This window comes from Thalassospira sp. MCCC 1A02898 (assembly GCF_001618185.1).
Lineage (GTDB): Bacteria > Pseudomonadota > Alphaproteobacteria > Rhodospirillales > Thalassospiraceae > Thalassospira > Thalassospira tepidiphila.
The window spans coordinates 183,867-199,742 of record NZ_LPXK01000013.1 but is presented as its reverse complement, the minus strand read 5'-3'; the positions used below and the strand labels follow the sequence as shown (position 1 = coordinate 199,742).

Below are 15,876 nucleotides of genomic sequence, written 5' to 3'. Positions count from 1 at the left end.
CCGCAATGATCTTGGCCTGCATGATCGGCCTGTCGGCGTGCGAGACAATGAACCTGCCTCAGGTAGCCCTGCCAGAAGTGTTTTCAGGCAATGCTGGGCATAAGGTTGCCTTGGCTGACGGGCTTGAATTCACGCTGCCCGCTGCCCCTTGGGATGAAGATGAGACAATTGATGTTGTCCAACAGGTTGAAGCAACCTGGAACAATCAAACCCAGTCCGGAACCACAACCTTTCAGGGACGCATCAATATTCAATCCGATCGCGCGCAAATTGTCCTGATTGATGATCTTGGCCGTCGTGCTGTTGAAATCGACTGGACCGCTCAGGAAATCGTAATCCAGAATGCGAATTGGCTACCGCAAGAATTTGATACCAAAAGACTTCTTGCGGACATTGTCATGACCTATTGGCCACTTGATGCTGTTGAAGATGCCCTGCCCGATAATATGTCGGTTCATGAGGGATTTGGTGAACGAACCATTCGGCTTGACGATACGGGCCGTAAATACGCCACCATCGAACACCCGATCAAAGACGTCTGGCAAGGTCAGGCCATTCTGGAAAACCAGCAATTCAACTATCGCATCAAGATCAATTCGATACGGACCGGGAATTAAGTATGGCCCGGCATCCATTCTATCTGTCATCGCTTGGCATCATTTCCGCGTTGGGAAGTGGCAAGGCAGAGACCGCGGCGACACTTGCCGGACGCAGACCGGCAGACATGATAAAACGCAGCGTTTTTTTACCGGACCGTGACGCCATTCTTGGCTCTGTTACGGCAGACCTGCCTGCCCTGCCGCCGCAATTATCCGCACATGACACCCGCAATAACCGTCTTCTTTGGGCCGCTACAAGCCAGATCGGGGATGAGATTGAAGAGCTGATTGCCACCTATGGCCGGCAACGGATTGGCGTTCTGATCGGGACCAGCACCTCCGGGATTGAAGAAGGCACCAAATACTATCAGCATCGCGTCGAAACCGGCGCGTTTCCTGATACATTCCGCTATGAACATCAGGAAATAGGATCCCCGTCCTCATTTTTACGGGATGCCTTTCGGCTTGGGGGCCCCGCTTATTCTGTTTCTACGGCCTGCTCATCGAGTGCGAAGGCTTTTGCGTCGGGCATGCGATTACTAAAGGCGGATATCTGCGATGCCGTTATTGTTGGGGGCGTTGACAGTCTGTGTCGGCTGACCGTTGGCGGGTTTGATACGTTGCAATCGCTGTCCATGTCGATTTGCAACCCGATGAGCCGGAACCGCGACGGCATCAATATTGGTGAAGGTGCCGCCCTTTTTATTCTGCGCAAGGATGCTGGCGATATCGAATTGCTTGGTGTTGGTGAAAGCTCGGACGCCTATCACCCCAATGCCCCGCACCCGGATGGCGTTGGTGCGGCACGTGCCATGCGCACCGCCTTGGCGCATGCAGGCCTGACAGCGGACGACATCGGCTATATCAACCTTCATGGCACGGCAACGCCACTTAATGATGTTATGGAGGCCAAGGCCGTTACAGAAGTTCTGGGGTCAGACGTATCCGCCAGTTCGACCAAACCACTGACCGGGCATAGCTTGGGGGCAGCTGGCGCAATCGAGGCCGCAATTCTTTGGCTTTCGCTGAGCGAAAACAAGACTGGTGCACCGCTCCCGCAGCATCGCTGGGATGGCGAACGGGATGATGACATTCCGGAGTTGAACCTTGTGGCTGCACAGCAATCCCTGGCGCCGGCAGATCGCCTGGCAATGATGAGCAACTCATTTGCCTTTGGCGGCAGCAATGTCTCTGTCATCCTTGGAAAAGGATGGACAACTTCATGACCAACATGCCACAGCGCCATAATCATGCCCTGCCCCCGATCAGTGAACTGGTTATGCATGCCAAGCCGATGCTGTTGATTGATCGGGCCATGTCCGCTGACGAAACCTCAATGACCGCCGAAGTCGACATCACGGTCAACAGCATGTTCTGCGTTCCCAACAAAGGTGTGCCGAGCTATGTGGGCATTGAATACATTGCGCAGACTGTTGCCGCCTATAGCGGCTGGCGCGCAAAAAACACTGATCCTGACGCGACACCACGTGTCGGATACCTTTTGGGATCGCGTAAGGTCACGCTGTCACGCAACTGGTTCCCTATCGGCCGCACCCTGTCGGTTCACATAAGCAACATCTTTGAAGATGGTGAAATGGGTGTGTTTGACGGGGAAATCCGTTTGGGCGAGGAAATACTTGTCGCCGCACGTATCAATGTATATCAGCCCAAAGACAATGAAACTTCTTTAACATCACCTTCGGACAACAACCAAGAAACAACAGACCAATGACCAGGACCATATTGGTAACAGGCGCCAGCAAAGGCATAGGTGCCGCAACGGCACGACGTCTTGCACGGGACGGCTTTGACATCGTTCTTCATTATAACTCTGATCGTGATGGTGCTGAATCTGTCGCTAAAGATGTTCTGGCATCCGGGGTTCAAGCCCGCCTGGTGCAGTTTGATATCTCTGATCGGGACGCGACACGCGAAGCCTTGGAAAACGATATCGCCGAACATGGCGCACCATATGGCATTATTCTGAATGCGGGTGTCACTCGGGATGGTCCATTTCCCGCCCTTGAAGACGACGACTGGGACAGCGTCATTCACACCAACCTTGACGGGTTTTACAACGTTATCAAGCCGCTATTGATGCCTATTATTCAGCAGCGCAAAGGTGGCCGCATCGTGGCCCTGACATCAATTGCAGGAATTGCTGGCAACCGCGGCCAGGTGAATTATTCGGCGTCCAAGGCCGGGATCATTGGGGCGGTAAAGTCCCTCGCCCTTGAACTCGCGAAACGTAAAATCACCGTCAATGCTGTGGCACCGGGGATCATCGAAACACAGATGACCAAAGACCTCCCCGAAGATGAGGTCAAGGCCATGATCCCGATGCGCCGTTACGGAACAGCCGATGAAGTCGCCGCGACCATTTCATTCCTGTGCAGCGACGATGCATCATATGTCACCCGTCAGGTCATTAGCGTTAATGGGGGCATGTTATGACCCGCCGCGTCGTCGTCACCGGAATGTCCGGCATTACAGCACTTGGCAACGACTGGCCAACCATCAAAGCCCGCATGCAAGCTGGCGAGACCGGTATTGCTCGAATGTCGGAGTGGGATGACAAATACGATCTGCGTACCCGTCTTGCCGCACCTGTTCCGGACTTTTCGCTGAAAACTCGTTTTAACCGTAAACAGTTACGCAGCATGGGGCGCGTCGCGCAGATGGCTGTCGCGGCAACCGACGACGCGCTTGAAATGGCTGGTTTGCGTAATGACACCGCATTGTTTGAAGGCGGGCGGCTCGGCATCGCATATGGATCGTCATTTGGGAGCACCCCGCCGGTCCTTGGCTTTACCCGCCTGATGGAACACGGCGATAGCAACGCGATCACCGCCACCAGCTACATTCAGATGATGAGCCATACAGCAGCGGTCAATATTGGTGTTCTTTACGGGATTACCGGGCGTATCATTCCCACCTCGACCGCCTGCACATCTGGCAGCATGGGGATCGGATATGCTTACGAGGCAATCAAATATGGCAAGCAAGATGTCATGATCGCCGGTGGCGCTGAAGAACTATGTCCGACCATGGTGGCAGTGTTTGATACGCTGTTTGCAACCAGTGTCAGCAATGATGCGCCAGAAGCAACACCCCGTCCTTATGACGTCAAACGCGATGGCTTGGTGATTGGCGAAGGTGCTGGCACCCTGATCCTTGAAGAATACGAGCATGCCAAGGCACGCGGAGCACAAATTCTGGGCGAGATTGTTGGGTTTGCGACCAACTCGGATGGCTCACACATAACGCACCCGGCAAGCAAAACAATGGCCCGCACCCTTCAGGGGGCTCTTGATGATGCTGGTCTATGTGGCAACGATATCGACGTTGTCAGTGGGCATGGCACGGCAACTGACCACGGAGACATCGCCGAAAGTGAAGCTACACGTGCTGTTTTCGATCGTGCGGTCCCGATCCACACCCTTAAGGGGCACTTTGGTCACAGCCTTGGTGCTTGTGGCGCGATTGAAGCTTGGCTGGGGCTGGAAATGATGCGTGAAAGCAACTTCGTGGCGACTGCAAACCTGTCAGAGGTCGATCCCGCCTGCGCCGAGCTGGACTACATCTCAGGCAGTGCCAGAAATATCCAAGCGGAACATTTGATGAGCAACAATTTCGCATTTGGCGGGATTAACACCTCGCTTATTTTCAGGTTCGACGGCTACTAAGCGACTGCGCCGGATCTAAAATCCGCCAACCACTTAGCCTATCGAACCAATGCTTCGCTGTTGACATGTATGGCGTAGACGCTTGTCGTTGCCGTAATCAAAAGCTCGTTCCCCCGTGCACCGCCGAACGTTAAATTCGATACGGTTTCGGGCACCAGTATCTTGCCGAGCAACACACCTGTCGGATCAAAGCAGTGCACGCCGTCGGCCGCAGAACTCCAGACATTGCCATAGCAATCAACTCTGATCCCGTCCGGCAGGCCTTCATCGATCTCGGCAAAGTCACGACCGTTCTCAAGTCTGTTTCCGTCAACAACGTCGTAAACCCGAATGACGGCGGGAACTCCCTCTTCGTGGCTACTACCTGATTCGGCGACATAAAGCAGCGCCTCATCGTTCGAGAATGCCAGCCCGTTTGGTTTATGAAACTCGGGTGTCACGCTGGCTAAAGTGCCCGTTTCGGGATCAAGGCGAAATACATTGTTGTATTTTTGCTCCGGTGTGGCCTTGTAGCCCTCATAATTCGACAATATTCCGTAGGTCGGGTCCGTAAACCAGATCGACCCATCGGATTTGACGACAACGTCGTTTGGAGAATTAAGCCGCCTGCCCTCAAATCCATCGGCAAGCGTGGTGATTGCGCCGTTATGCTCGGTTCGTGTCACCGATCGCGTGCCGTGCTGACAGGTAATCAGACGACCGTTCAAGTCAATCGTATTGCCGTTGGCAAAGTCGGAATTCTCCCGGAACACGTTGACCGAACCGTCACACATCCAACGGAAAATCTTCTGATTTGGAATGTCAGAAAACAACAGGCATTGATGCGCTGGAAACCAAACAGGTCCCTCTGTCCACAAATGCCCGCCAGAAATTTTTCTCAGCCTGACATTTGGCAAGACAAGGTCGCGGAACCGACGGTCCAGAACCTGATAGGGTTCCACCATACCGAATGCATCTTGATGCTTGTCTGCGGCACAGTTAGCCAATTGAATGTCCTTTGCTAAATGTATCTGATGTCCGAAAGTTTACGCCCCTAAGCGCAAAGGCCGTTAACGCACCAACTGTTGCCGCCCATAGATCAACAACATCCCGATGATCACAACCCCGAACACCACCTGTCGGAAGGTATCGGCAGGAATATCGACACCGAGTTGGGCAAAATACCGCTGCGGCTGAACCACCGAGAGCATCGATTGCAGGATTGTAATCAAAATGACGCCGGCAACCGTCCCAACATACTTACCGCGACCACCCAGAACATTTGTCCCGCCAAGAATAATCGCCGCAATGGTCGGCAACAGGTATGGATCGCCCATCGCCTGGTAGGACCGGTTGGCCCACCCCGCCAACAGAACGCCCGTCAATGCAGCACACGCGCCGGAAAAGATAAAACAAGCCAAAATGACCTTGCGTGTATCAACGCCACTGAGAAAGACTGAACGTTCCTGATTTCCGACAGCATAGATCCGTCGACCAAGAACGGACCGGTTCAGCATGAAGACAATCGCTGCCCCCAAAATGATCCAGATCAGAAGCGGATTGGGAATGCCCGGAATGAAGTGTCCGACAGCTAATTCGCGCATGAATTCCGTCGCCCGATCCTGCGGGGCAAAACCGCCGGTGTGATAAACCATAAGGCCTTGCGCCACGGCATTCATGCCGAGCGTGAAGATCATGGCTGGCGCACGCAAATATGCCACACCCAGTCCATTTACCGTCCCGATCAATGCACCGCATAGAACGCCAAATGGAACGGCAAGTGTAACGCCCCACTCCGGCCCCAAGAACCCGGTGGCACCGGTTGCCATCATGCCGCCGACGCCGATTGTCCAGGGAATGGACAGATCAATATGCCCCAGCAGAATGACAAGCATCACCCCGCTTGCAACCACACCAAGAAAGGATGCGGTATGGAGCTGCTGGATCAAATATTTCGGTGACAGAAAGGCAGGTTCAACCATTGCTCCGATCAGAAGCAGAACAATCACACATGCAAATGCAATAAGGGTTGCCCGATCAAATTGCCTTGCGATTACGCCTGAAACACTCATTTTTCCGCCTTACCGATAAATATCTAGTCTGTTCTTGATTCGGAGCACACGCAGCGACCCGAGGCTGACTGCAACAAGCAGTACGACGCCGACAAAAAGCGGCTGCAAGACTGGGTTGATGTCAAACACGATCAACAGATCTCCAACAGTCCGCATGACAAAGGCCCCGAAAATCGAGCCAACCGCGCTACCGACACCGCCAAACAAAGACGTGCCGCCAATGACAACTGCGCCGATGGAGTTGAGTGTGTACTCGTTGGCAATCGACATCTTCGCTGCGCCGGAATAGGTCAATGCCGTCAGAAGGATGCCCCCGATTGATGCCAACAACCCGCTTAGGGTATAGGCCAGCATCTTCGCGCGATTGATCGGAATTCCGGACATATACGCCGCCTGTTCGGACGAACCGATGGCAAAGGCGGCCCTTCCCAGAACTGATCGGCGATACGGGATCCAGATGAACACAACGACAGCCAGCAACAGCAAAACGCTATGCGGTACGGCAAAAGATGATCGCGTCATGAAGTCGGCAAGTTCAAAATTGACCGATCCGCCCGGTTGGGGCCGAACGGCAAGCGCAATACCGAAATAAACCGCACTGGTGGCCAGTGTCGCGATCAGCGGCTGCAACCGTCCATAGACGATAATCAAGCCATTTACGGCCCCGCAAGCCAGCCCAAGCAGCAGGACACCAAAAATGCCGAACGTGGTTGCAATCGGCCCATCAACGACAATCGTCGACGCAAGGCAGTTCGCCAGAACGAATGTCGCCCCCACCGACAGGTCAAGCCCGCGGGTAATAACCGGCAGTGTTTGCGCCATGGCGACAAGTGCGAGCAATGCGCCCTTGTTGGCCGCGGTATTTATCATGTTGGGCGTAAGGCCCGCTGCCTGCTTCCAGCCATAAACGATGAACATGGTGGCAAAGATAAGCATTGCGATCAGAATACCGCGCTGTGCTGCCGACAGGCGGCCCACCCAGCCGAAGTATTTTTGGCGAGAAACCAGATCTGCTGGTTCTGAGCTCACAGTCATAGCGACGCTTCCTGTAGTTTTTTTGGTTCGTGACGGTTTGCTGCCTGTTCCGGCAGATTAAGCGCGGCTGACACCAGATTTGTTTCGTTAAGATCATCGCCGGCAAGCGTTCGCACGATCCTGCCGTCATACATCACCAGCACACGGTCGCAGCAGCCAATCAACTCATCGTAATCGGTTGAATACAAAAGGATTGCACATCCCTCTGCCGCCAATTTCTGCAACAGTTGATAGATTTCCTGCTTGGTGCCGACATCAATTCCACGCGTCGGATCGTTCAACAGAATGATGCGTGGCTTGGTCATCAACCACTTGCCGATAACGACTTTCTGTTGGTTCCCGCCGGATAGCGCCCCAACAGGGCCATCAATGCCGTCTGCCTTGATCTTGAGGAGTGCGATCATCTCGTCAATCGCGGCCTCTTCTGCGCGCTTATCAACAACACCCATCCGGCTCATTTTTTCGACCGCTGCGAAGGACAGGTTTTCACGCACCGTCATCGACAACATCAGGCCTTCGTATTTGCGGTCTTCGGGCACCAAAGCAATGCCGATGTCATCTGACTTCGCCATCTTCGGGCTGTTCAACTTGACCGGCGCACCATTGATTTCCACTGATCCGCTCGACCCGATCAGGGTCCCAAACAGCCCCAATTGCAGTTGTCGTTGGCCCTGCCCATCCAAACCGCCGAGCCCGACAATTTCGCCCGGCCGCATTTCCAGATCGATGCCATTAAGTTCATCGTTCCAGGAAAAGTCTGTGACCTTCAGGATCGGCTTGGTTGCGGTGGGTCGGGTGCTTTTTGCCGGATAGACACTGCTGTATTCGCGACCGATCATCATCTCGACAACGGCGCTGTCCGATTTTGTGCCGTTTTTGAATGTCTCGACTTTCGTGCCATTGCGATAAACCGTACAAGTATCGGCCAGTTCAGCGATTTCGGGCATGCGGTGCGAAATATAGATGATCGCCATCCCTTCATCGCGAAGTCGATGAAGCATCTTAAAGACCTTGTCGACATCGGCCGCCGTCAGGGCAGACGTCGCTTCATCCAAGATCAGAATTTTTGGGTTGCGTGCCAGTGCCTTGGCGATTTCAACCATCTGGCGCCGCGACAGTGAAAGATTGCTGACGGTTTCCATCGGATCAATGTTTTCGCCGCCCACACGCGCAAGGGCCTCTTCGGCGATGCGGCGCTGGGCCCGATAATCGATCATTCCGAATTTAAGTGGCGGACGGGTAATGCCAATGTTGTCGGCCACTGTCAGGTCCGGCAACAGCGACAATTCCTGAAAAATGCACGACACGCCCAGATCATTGGCCTGTTGCGGGTTTGCAAAGCTTACGGTGTTGCCATCAAGTTCGATCGTTCCGCTATCAGGCTGCACAACACCCGATAAGATCTTGATCAGCGTCGACTTCCCCGCACCGTTTTCACCAAGCAGCGCATGGATTGATCCGCGGTGCGTATCGAAGCTGACATTTTCCAGTGCGCGGACACCACCGTAACGTTTGGTGATGCCCGACATCGATAACAGATAAGGAGATTTGCTCTCTGACACGGCAGTTTTCCTAACTTCTTTGAATACCGTCGACGCCACGCACGGCATCGACGGTACCCGGACGTTTATTGTTGTTAGTTGTTTTCGCCTGTCTGAGACGCGATTTCTTCAGCCGTAAAGCCAATGTTGCAGGCTTCAAAATTGTTACCCGCAAAGAAGCTGCCCGGCAGTTTCGGGAACATCTCGACACCTTCCTTGAACGGGGAATAGGAAATCGAGGTCGGTAGCGCGATTTCTGACGGAACGACTTCACCCTTCAAGGCCGCGATGGCGGTTTTGATGGTCACAGATGATTGTGCCGGTCCCGTTCCACCCGACTGGCAGCTTAGCTCTGCGCTGTTGCAAAGCTGACGAAATGCGTTCTCGGTCTCGCCGGAAATCGGGGCCTTAAACACGCCAGCATCGAGCATTGCGGTGGCAACACCCTGTGAGCCGCCCTGAACGTAAATACCGTCAAATACACCGCCAGCGGCAATGGCATCCGCAGTTACTTTTTGTCCGTCACCAGGCGCCCAGTTGCCGACAACATCGACGACTTCGATATCACGCCCGGATTCTTTGATCACCTCATGGAAACCTTCATTACGTGCGATGTCGACGGGTTGGCCAGCCGGACCACGGACATGCAGGAACTTGGCCGGGCCATCACCGCTTTGTTCCAGAAGGAACTTACCGGCCGACATTCCAAGCCCTTTTTGATCAACGTTGATTGCGATCTGGTTGGGATCATCAATCACATTGTCAAACGACAAAACGACGACGTTGGCTTCGTTGGCTTTACGCACCACCGATCCGAATGCGCGCGTGTTGTTGGCGTTAATGATAATGGCGTCAAAGCCCTGATCGATAAAGTTGTTGGCCGCGGCGATCTGTGCGGCGATGTCCTCACCGACCGACACAACCTTGAATTCTTCGATCTCGGCTGCGACTTCCGGCTGTGCTGCATAGGCCTTTGCGACTGCGATCATCTGAACGCGCCAGTCATTGGCGATAAAGCCGTTTACAAGCGCAATCTTGTAGGGGCCTTCCCGCGCAGGCCACTGGAAATAGGCAGTGTCATCTGAAACCGGTGTGAAGCAGGCCGGATCAGCGCCCGGACCAGCAACAGTGTTCGGCCCGGCAAACGCAACTTGTGCAGTCATCATCAATGCGACAGTGGCTGTCGTCATCGTCAGTAATTTTTTCATGGTAGTCCTCCCGTTGGATGCGCTGTTCTTTATCGCTTCCTCAGCAGGTCAGCGCCCCTGCCCGCATTGTGCAAGTTCTTGACGTCTCTTTGTCGCATGCCGACGACGAGCCTTCTGATCAAAGATCACAAGGGTCGGTTCTTCTGGTATTTTCAGAGAAATTTCGTATTCACGCCGTTTTGGCGTAAACCGAGATTTCCCCCCTGATGTCAGCATGTGACTTATTGTTTTTGTTTGGCTCTTTACCGTCTTGCGGCAAAGAGTGGTCAATGCCTGAAAATCAAACACCAAACCATGGCGCAATCTTCATCAGTTCCGATTAAATCGTAAAGAGCAGTTTCCGCAGAACGCATACGGTGTTACGCATCCAAGTTGCGGGTTCCCGCAAGACAAGAGAAATGCCTGTGAATATTATCGAAGAGCTGGAGGAAACCACTCATGTCGGATCTTGCTCATTACCTTCGCATCTCCAACTTGCTTGCGGGGAACCTTGATATTCACTCGGCGCTCAGCTCGGTCAAAACCGAGATCGAGAAGATTATCGAGTTTGATCACCTTGATGTGTGCCTTATTGACACGGACAAAAGGTGGGCGACGGCCTATGAGGTTGGTGTGGAAACAGCCTGGAGCAAGATGCGCTCCCATGTGCGCAAGGCGCCAATCCGCGATATTTTGCTGGGTAAGACCGACCATCTATTGACGGGAAATGCCCTTGAGGATCCCCGTTTCCTTTTCCCCGGCGCGGTAAGTGCCCCGATTATTGACCACGAACTTCGCAGCCGCGTCAGTGTCGGCATGAAGGTTCTCGGTGAAGTCGTTGGATCGTTGAATTGTTCTTCGAAAAAGGAAGATTTCTACGACGACAGTCATCTTGAACAGATGCGCATTTTGGCCGACATGCTGGCCCCGTATTTCTATGCCTTGCGCGCCAACGAAAAGGCCAACAAGGAGGCGATCATTCGCGCGGAAATCCTTGCACGCGAAGAAGGTCTGCGTCTTGGCGCACTCAGCCTTACCGACGCGCTTGAGGCCGAACGCCAGCGCATCGGTATGGACCTTCATGATCAAACTTTGGCTGATCTGACACGCATCGCACGGGACCTTCGCCCGGGGCTGAGCGAAGCACAGTATCTAAGACTGCAGCAGCAAGTCCAAAACATGATCCAGGGACTGCGCGATATCATTGATACCTCGATCCCATCGATTCTTGACCTGTTTGGCTTCCACCATGCTGTCCAGACGCATCTGGAACGGGCTGTAAGCTATGACAGCGCAATGCGCTTCAAGGTCGATGATCAAACAGATGGGGCGATTGATCTATTGCCCGAAACAACCCGCATCGCAGTCTTTCGTATCTGCCAGGAAGCCATCAACAATGCAGTGCTGCATTCGAATGCGTCACTTGTTTCGGTCTTGATTACCAAAAGCCCGGATGACTGTCTGACCATTCGTGTTTCGGATAACGGAACATTCCAGCCTCATCCAAGAAAACCGTCCAGTGGGTTGGAACATATGAAAACACGCGCCCGCCTGATCGGTGCAAAATATGACCTTTCAACTTCCGACGGAACACAAATAACAATTCAGTTGCATCAAGCGACCAGACAACAAGGAGAAACGATCAATGAAAATATTGCTGGTTGAAGATGACAACATGCACGCGGATTTCCTGATGGAAATCGTTGAAAACGCGTTGCCGGAATTTGACGAAATCCTTGTTGCCCATAACGGCAAGGAGGCCGAAAAACTTGCCCATCTACATCAGATTTCAGCCGTCGTAATGGATCTGCGCATGAAGGAACATAACGGCATTGAAGCCGCACGAACGATCTGGGCAGAACGCCCCCACACAAGGATACTTTTCTGGTCGAACTATTCGGATGAGGCATATCTGCGGGGAATTACCCGGATCGTTCCTGATCAAGCGGCCTATGGATATGTCCTTAAAACCGCAACACCGGACAAGATGCGACTGGCATTGCGTGCTGTCCTTATCGAAGCGCAGATTGTTGTTGATCGCGAAGTACACCAGATCCAGGCACAGCAGATGCGCTCGCGCAGTGCGCTGACAGAATTCGAATATCTGATCTTGCTTGATCTGGCGTTGGGACTTCCGGACAAGGCAATTGCCATGCGCCGAAAACTGTCGCTCCGTACCGTCCAGAACAGATTGCTGTCGCTTTATGACAAGCTTGAAGTTGAGTCACAGGACCAGAACGAAATGGGCATTGTGCTTAACAAACGCACACGCGCCGTTTCCAGTGCCATTGCCCGGAAGGTCATCAATCGTGAGGGCTTGATAAGTGCCAACAAGGAACTGTCCGCCTGGCTTGCCGGTCAACCAGTACCGCTGGATTAGGTTCTTGTTCGGCACCATCAGTCAGCAGGACTGGGCAATCAGCTTTCTTTGCGCTCGTCCAAAGGTGCCATATCGAAACTGATACTGAAGATGCACCCGCTATGCTCTTTGGGTTGCGTCAGTTTTACCTTGGTCTCGTGGCGGGCAGCGATTTCCTTTACGATCGAAAGTCCCAGTCCGCATCCCTCGTCATAGCCGGCATCATTGATCCGATAGAACCGCTTAAAGACATCCTTGCGATGTTCGACCGGAATACCCGGGCCGTTATCTTCGACGGTCAATGTCACCTTGTTTTTGGCAGTGTTCAGTTCTAGCCGAACGGTCACGGCACTGCCACTTGGGCAGTAAGTCAGTGCGTTATGGACAAGGTTTTTTAGCAACTCTTCAATCAAGGTCGCATCACCCATAATCCACGCAGGATCGGTGATCCCCTCATATCCAAGGTCAATGCCACGCTCGATCGCGACCGGCACTTTTGATCCGGTTACCGCACGGGTAATTTCACACAGATCGATCTTGTCAAATGGTCGGCCGGCAAGACCTTCGGGCGCTGCACGTGCCGATGCCAACAACTGATTGGCCAGATGCGATGTCTGCCGGGTCGAGGCCGCGATGGTATCCATGATCTGGTGGATTTTCTCAGGATCCTTTTCACGCTGCCCAAGTTCGGCCTGGGTTCTAAGGGCTGCCAACGGCGTTCTAAGCTGATGCGCTGCATCTGCGGTAAAGCGTTGCATGGTCTTAAGGCTGTTTTCCAGCCGGCCGAAAAGCTGGTTGATGGCGCCCACCAGATGGCGCACCTCGATCGGCACATCGTGCAAAATCGGCCTGAGATCACTCGGAGAACGGCGATTGAGCGCTTCCTCCAGGCGGGCCAGCGGTTTGAGGCCCTGACCAATCCCGAACCAGACGATCATGGCGGCAATGACAATCAGCAAGATCTGGCGTGCCGCGGCACTGGCAAGAATATCCTCGCTAAGCCTTGTGCGGGTTCCCATGGTTTCGGCAACCAGCACATGAAAACGGGTCGCTTTCCGAACACTCGCCACATAGCGTGAAAGCGCGCCAATCCGGACCGTCTCGCCGTTATATACCGCATCGTAGAAAACCGGTTCTTCACGCAATGGCAGGAACTTTTCGGGCACCGGCGGCAGGTCTTCGTAGCCGGTAATGAATTCGCCCTGTGCTGTACTGACCTGATAGAAAACCCGGTCTTCTGCCGCACTTGTCAGCATCTCAAGCGCGACATAGGGCACGTCCACCTCTATCTTACCACCGATCAGGACAACACGGTCCGCAATGGCCAATGCAGAACTTAAAAGTGCACGGTCAAATGCCTGATTTGTCGAATTAACTGCGTTACTGCGAACTTCAAGCAGCATCAGGGAACTGACCACCAAAAGCGGGATCAGAAGCGATATGACAAGCCTGCGCCGAAGCGATCGATTACGCCATTTCATGTTTTTTTCAACAGATAGCCAAGACCGCGAACGGTCTGGATTTTGACATCGGCCGCCTCGACCCGTTTGCGCAATCGACTGATATAAAGTTCGACCGCGTTGGCACTGATATCGTCTTCAAACCCGGCCAGCTGATCAACGATTTGCTCCTTGCTCAGAACATGACCGACCCGCATCAACAGGATTTCAAGGATATTAAGCTCACGCTTTGGAATATCGACATCCGTGCCATCAACCGTTACCCGTCGCGCCACAGTATCGAAACTGAGTTTGCCACATTTAAGCTGGGTGTTATGCGTCCCGGCATTGCGCCGCATAAGCGCCCTCACCCGCGCTTCAAGCTCGACCAGCTCGAACGGTTTGGCAAGATAGTCATCCGCACCAAGATCAAGTCCCTTGACCCTGTCTTCGATATCACCGCGTGCGGTCAGGATCAGAACGGCACTTTCCGCTCCGCGATGACGCAAACGTTTGAGGATCTCGAGCCCGTCAAGTTTCGGCAGGTTCAGATCAAGTACCACCAGGCCATATTCCTGGGTGCGCAGAACGTCGTCAGCTTCCTCGCCATCGGCAATCACATCGACCGCATAGCCAGACTGTCGCAGGGATCCTGCAATTCCATCTGCCAGTGCGGCATGATCTTCGACAACAAGGACTCTCATTGTTTGCGCGACTTTTCCCTGATAAACCTCGACAGAGGTAATTTCTATTCTGCCATTTTCCCGGCAAAGGCATTCAAGAACAAGCGATATCCTCGCCCCGGCACCATATGCCAATGACCATCCGCGACACAGAGTATTGCAGCATGATTTCGGGCCGTATCTGTATTGGTTTATGTTTCATCGCCATCGCGATGCAAGTTTCTTCTGCGATGGCCGAAGTTTTCACCTATCCGGCATTGCGTTCGTCCCAGGCGTCCGATCCAGAACAATCACTGCTGACCAGCACACAACCGATGGCCGTTATCTATGGCTCCGCCGATATCGGTGCCTTTGTCCCGGTTATCGAAGCCTTTCAGCAAGACAACCCGTTTATTGGCGTCGAATATCATCAGCTGCAAACGCTTGAGATGTATGACATTACCCAAAGCCAGCGTGCCAACGGGGAACCAGCGGCGGACCTGATCATCAGCTCCTCGATGGATCTGCAGATGAAACTGGCCAATGACGGATATGCCACCTCCTATCAAAGCAGTGAAACAGACGCTTTGCCCCATTGGGCACGCTGGCGCAACGAAGCCTTCGCCGTAACACAAGAACCGGCCGTCATCGCCTATAACCGCGAGTTTTTCCGCGAAAACGAACTTGAACCGCCCAGAACCCGCGAAGACTTTATCCGGCTGCTTGTCAACCACGACGAGTTGCTGAGTGAAAAAGTCACGACCTATGACATTGAACGCAGCGGTGTCGGCTTCCTGTTTCTGGCGCGTGATGAACGATTTTTCCCCGGTATCTGGGATTTTGTCCGCATTCTGGGTCAGGCGAAGGTAAAGCTTTATTCCAACACATCTCCGATGCTTGAAAAAATCGCCTCCGGTCAGGTGGTGCTTGGCTACAACCTGCTGGGATCGTATGCGGAAACCTTTACCCAACGAAACCCGAACCTTGGCGTCATCCTGCCTGACGACTTTATTGTCGTTTATTCAAGGATCGCCATCATCCCCCGTGGTGCACGCAACCCCGACCTTGGCGGACGGTTCCTTGATTTCATGTTGTCGATCAAGGGCCAAAGCGTCTTGCAGAATGAAGGCAACTTCAACCCGGTACGCGCCGACGTTCCGCCCAGCACATTCTCGTCACTGATCTTTGACCGTTATGGCGAACGCGTACGTTCCTTCCCGGTCGGGCCGGGATTGCTGGTTTACCTTGATCAGGCCAAGCGTCAGCGCTTCCTGCGCCGCTGGCAGGATGCGCTTCTGAACCGCAGATAACACATCC

At 53.5% G+C, this 15,876-nt stretch carries 15 protein-coding genes; 8 read left to right on the top strand and 7 right to left on the bottom strand.

Translation table 11 applies throughout. The features are described from left to right. Positions 1–5 precede the first annotated feature (5 nt). The 5 genes from AUQ41_RS17605 to AUQ41_RS17585 are packed head-to-tail and all read left to right on the top strand — an operon-like array spanning position 6 to position 4,285. Complete coding sequence (locus AUQ41_RS17605; RefSeq protein ID WP_063089537.1) at positions 6–617, top strand: DUF3261 domain-containing protein; 612 nt, start codon at positions 6–8, stop codon at positions 615–617. A gap of 2 nt (positions 618–619) precedes the next feature. Continuing rightward, positions 620–1,825, top strand: coding sequence for a beta-ketoacyl-[acyl-carrier-protein] synthase family protein (locus tag AUQ41_RS17600; protein WP_063089536.1), 1,206 nt, complete (start codon positions 620–622; stop codon positions 1,823–1,825). Then, entirely contained in the window at positions 1,822–2,331 is a 510-nt protein-coding gene (locus AUQ41_RS17595; protein WP_063089534.1) for a hypothetical protein, read from the top strand. The genes AUQ41_RS17600 and AUQ41_RS17595 overlap by 4 nt, the downstream gene beginning before the upstream one ends. Next, the gene (fabG, locus tag AUQ41_RS17590; RefSeq protein WP_063089532.1) at positions 2,328–3,053 is read left to right on the top strand and encodes a 3-oxoacyl-ACP reductase FabG; all 726 of its coding nucleotides are present in this window, start codon (positions 2,328–2,330) and stop codon (positions 3,051–3,053) included. Before AUQ41_RS17595 ends, fabG begins: the two co-directional genes overlap by 4 nt. Continuing rightward, positions 3,050–4,285, top strand: a complete 1,236-nt coding sequence (locus tag AUQ41_RS17585; RefSeq protein ID WP_063089531.1) for a beta-ketoacyl-ACP synthase — start codon at positions 3,050–3,052, stop codon at positions 4,283–4,285. Before fabG ends, AUQ41_RS17585 begins: the two co-directional genes overlap by 4 nt. 38 nt (positions 4,286–4,323) lie before the next feature. On the opposite strand, the gene AUQ41_RS17580 is transcribed toward AUQ41_RS17585, so the two are convergent. From AUQ41_RS17580 to AUQ41_RS17560, 5 genes are all read right to left on the bottom strand, one after another. Continuing rightward, positions 4,324–5,271 carry an SMP-30/gluconolactonase/LRE family protein gene (locus AUQ41_RS17580; protein WP_232308441.1) on the bottom strand — a complete coding sequence of 316 codons (948 nt, stop codon included), beginning with the start codon at positions 5,269–5,271 and terminating at the stop codon, positions 4,324–4,326. Positions 5,272–5,334: 63 nt separating this feature from the next. After that, complete coding sequence (locus AUQ41_RS17575) at positions 5,335–6,336, bottom strand: ABC transporter permease (protein WP_063089527.1); 1,002 nt, start codon at positions 6,334–6,336, stop codon at positions 5,335–5,337. Positions 6,337–6,345: 9 nt separating this feature from the next. Beyond that, positions 6,346–7,371: an ABC transporter permease gene (locus AUQ41_RS17570; protein ID WP_083952776.1), complete on the bottom strand. Its 1,026-nt coding sequence runs from the start codon at positions 7,369–7,371 to the stop codon at positions 6,346–6,348. Continuing rightward, complete coding sequence (locus AUQ41_RS17565) at positions 7,368–8,933, bottom strand: sugar ABC transporter ATP-binding protein (protein ID WP_198155651.1); 1,566 nt, start codon at positions 8,931–8,933, stop codon at positions 7,368–7,370. The genes AUQ41_RS17570 and AUQ41_RS17565 overlap by 4 nt, the downstream gene beginning before the upstream one ends. A gap of 74 nt (positions 8,934–9,007) precedes the next feature. Beyond that, complete coding sequence (locus AUQ41_RS17560) at positions 9,008–10,120, bottom strand: substrate-binding domain-containing protein (protein WP_063089524.1); 1,113 nt, start codon at positions 10,118–10,120, stop codon at positions 9,008–9,010. A 438-nt stretch (positions 10,121–10,558) separates the two neighbouring features. Between AUQ41_RS17560 and AUQ41_RS17555 the strand changes: the two genes are divergently transcribed. Next, positions 10,559–11,764, top strand: a complete 1,206-nt coding sequence (locus tag AUQ41_RS17555; protein WP_063089523.1) for a hypothetical protein — start codon at positions 10,559–10,561, stop codon at positions 11,762–11,764. Beyond that, complete coding sequence (locus tag AUQ41_RS17550) at positions 11,745–12,479, top strand: response regulator transcription factor (RefSeq protein WP_063089521.1); 735 nt, start codon at positions 11,745–11,747, stop codon at positions 12,477–12,479. Before AUQ41_RS17555 ends, AUQ41_RS17550 begins: the two co-directional genes overlap by 20 nt. A gap of 38 nt (positions 12,480–12,517) precedes the next feature. Here the strand turns inward: AUQ41_RS17550 and AUQ41_RS17545 are convergent, their stop codons facing one another. Both AUQ41_RS17545 and AUQ41_RS17540 read right to left on the bottom strand, forming a co-directional pair. After that, positions 12,518–13,939, bottom strand: a complete 1,422-nt coding sequence (locus AUQ41_RS17545) for a sensor histidine kinase (protein WP_063089520.1) — start codon at positions 13,937–13,939, stop codon at positions 12,518–12,520. Further along, a complete protein-coding gene (locus tag AUQ41_RS17540; protein ID WP_008891048.1) occupies positions 13,936–14,601 on the bottom strand; it encodes a response regulator transcription factor in 666 nt (221 codons plus the stop codon). Before AUQ41_RS17540 ends, AUQ41_RS17545 begins: the two co-directional genes overlap by 4 nt. Before the next feature lie 113 nt (positions 14,602–14,714). On the opposite strand from AUQ41_RS17540, the gene AUQ41_RS17535 reads away from it, so the two are divergent. Further along, a complete protein-coding gene (locus tag AUQ41_RS17535; RefSeq protein ID WP_232308440.1) occupies positions 14,715–15,869 on the top strand; it encodes an ABC transporter substrate-binding protein in 1,155 nt (384 codons plus the stop codon). Positions 15,870–15,876: the final 7 nt, after the last annotated feature.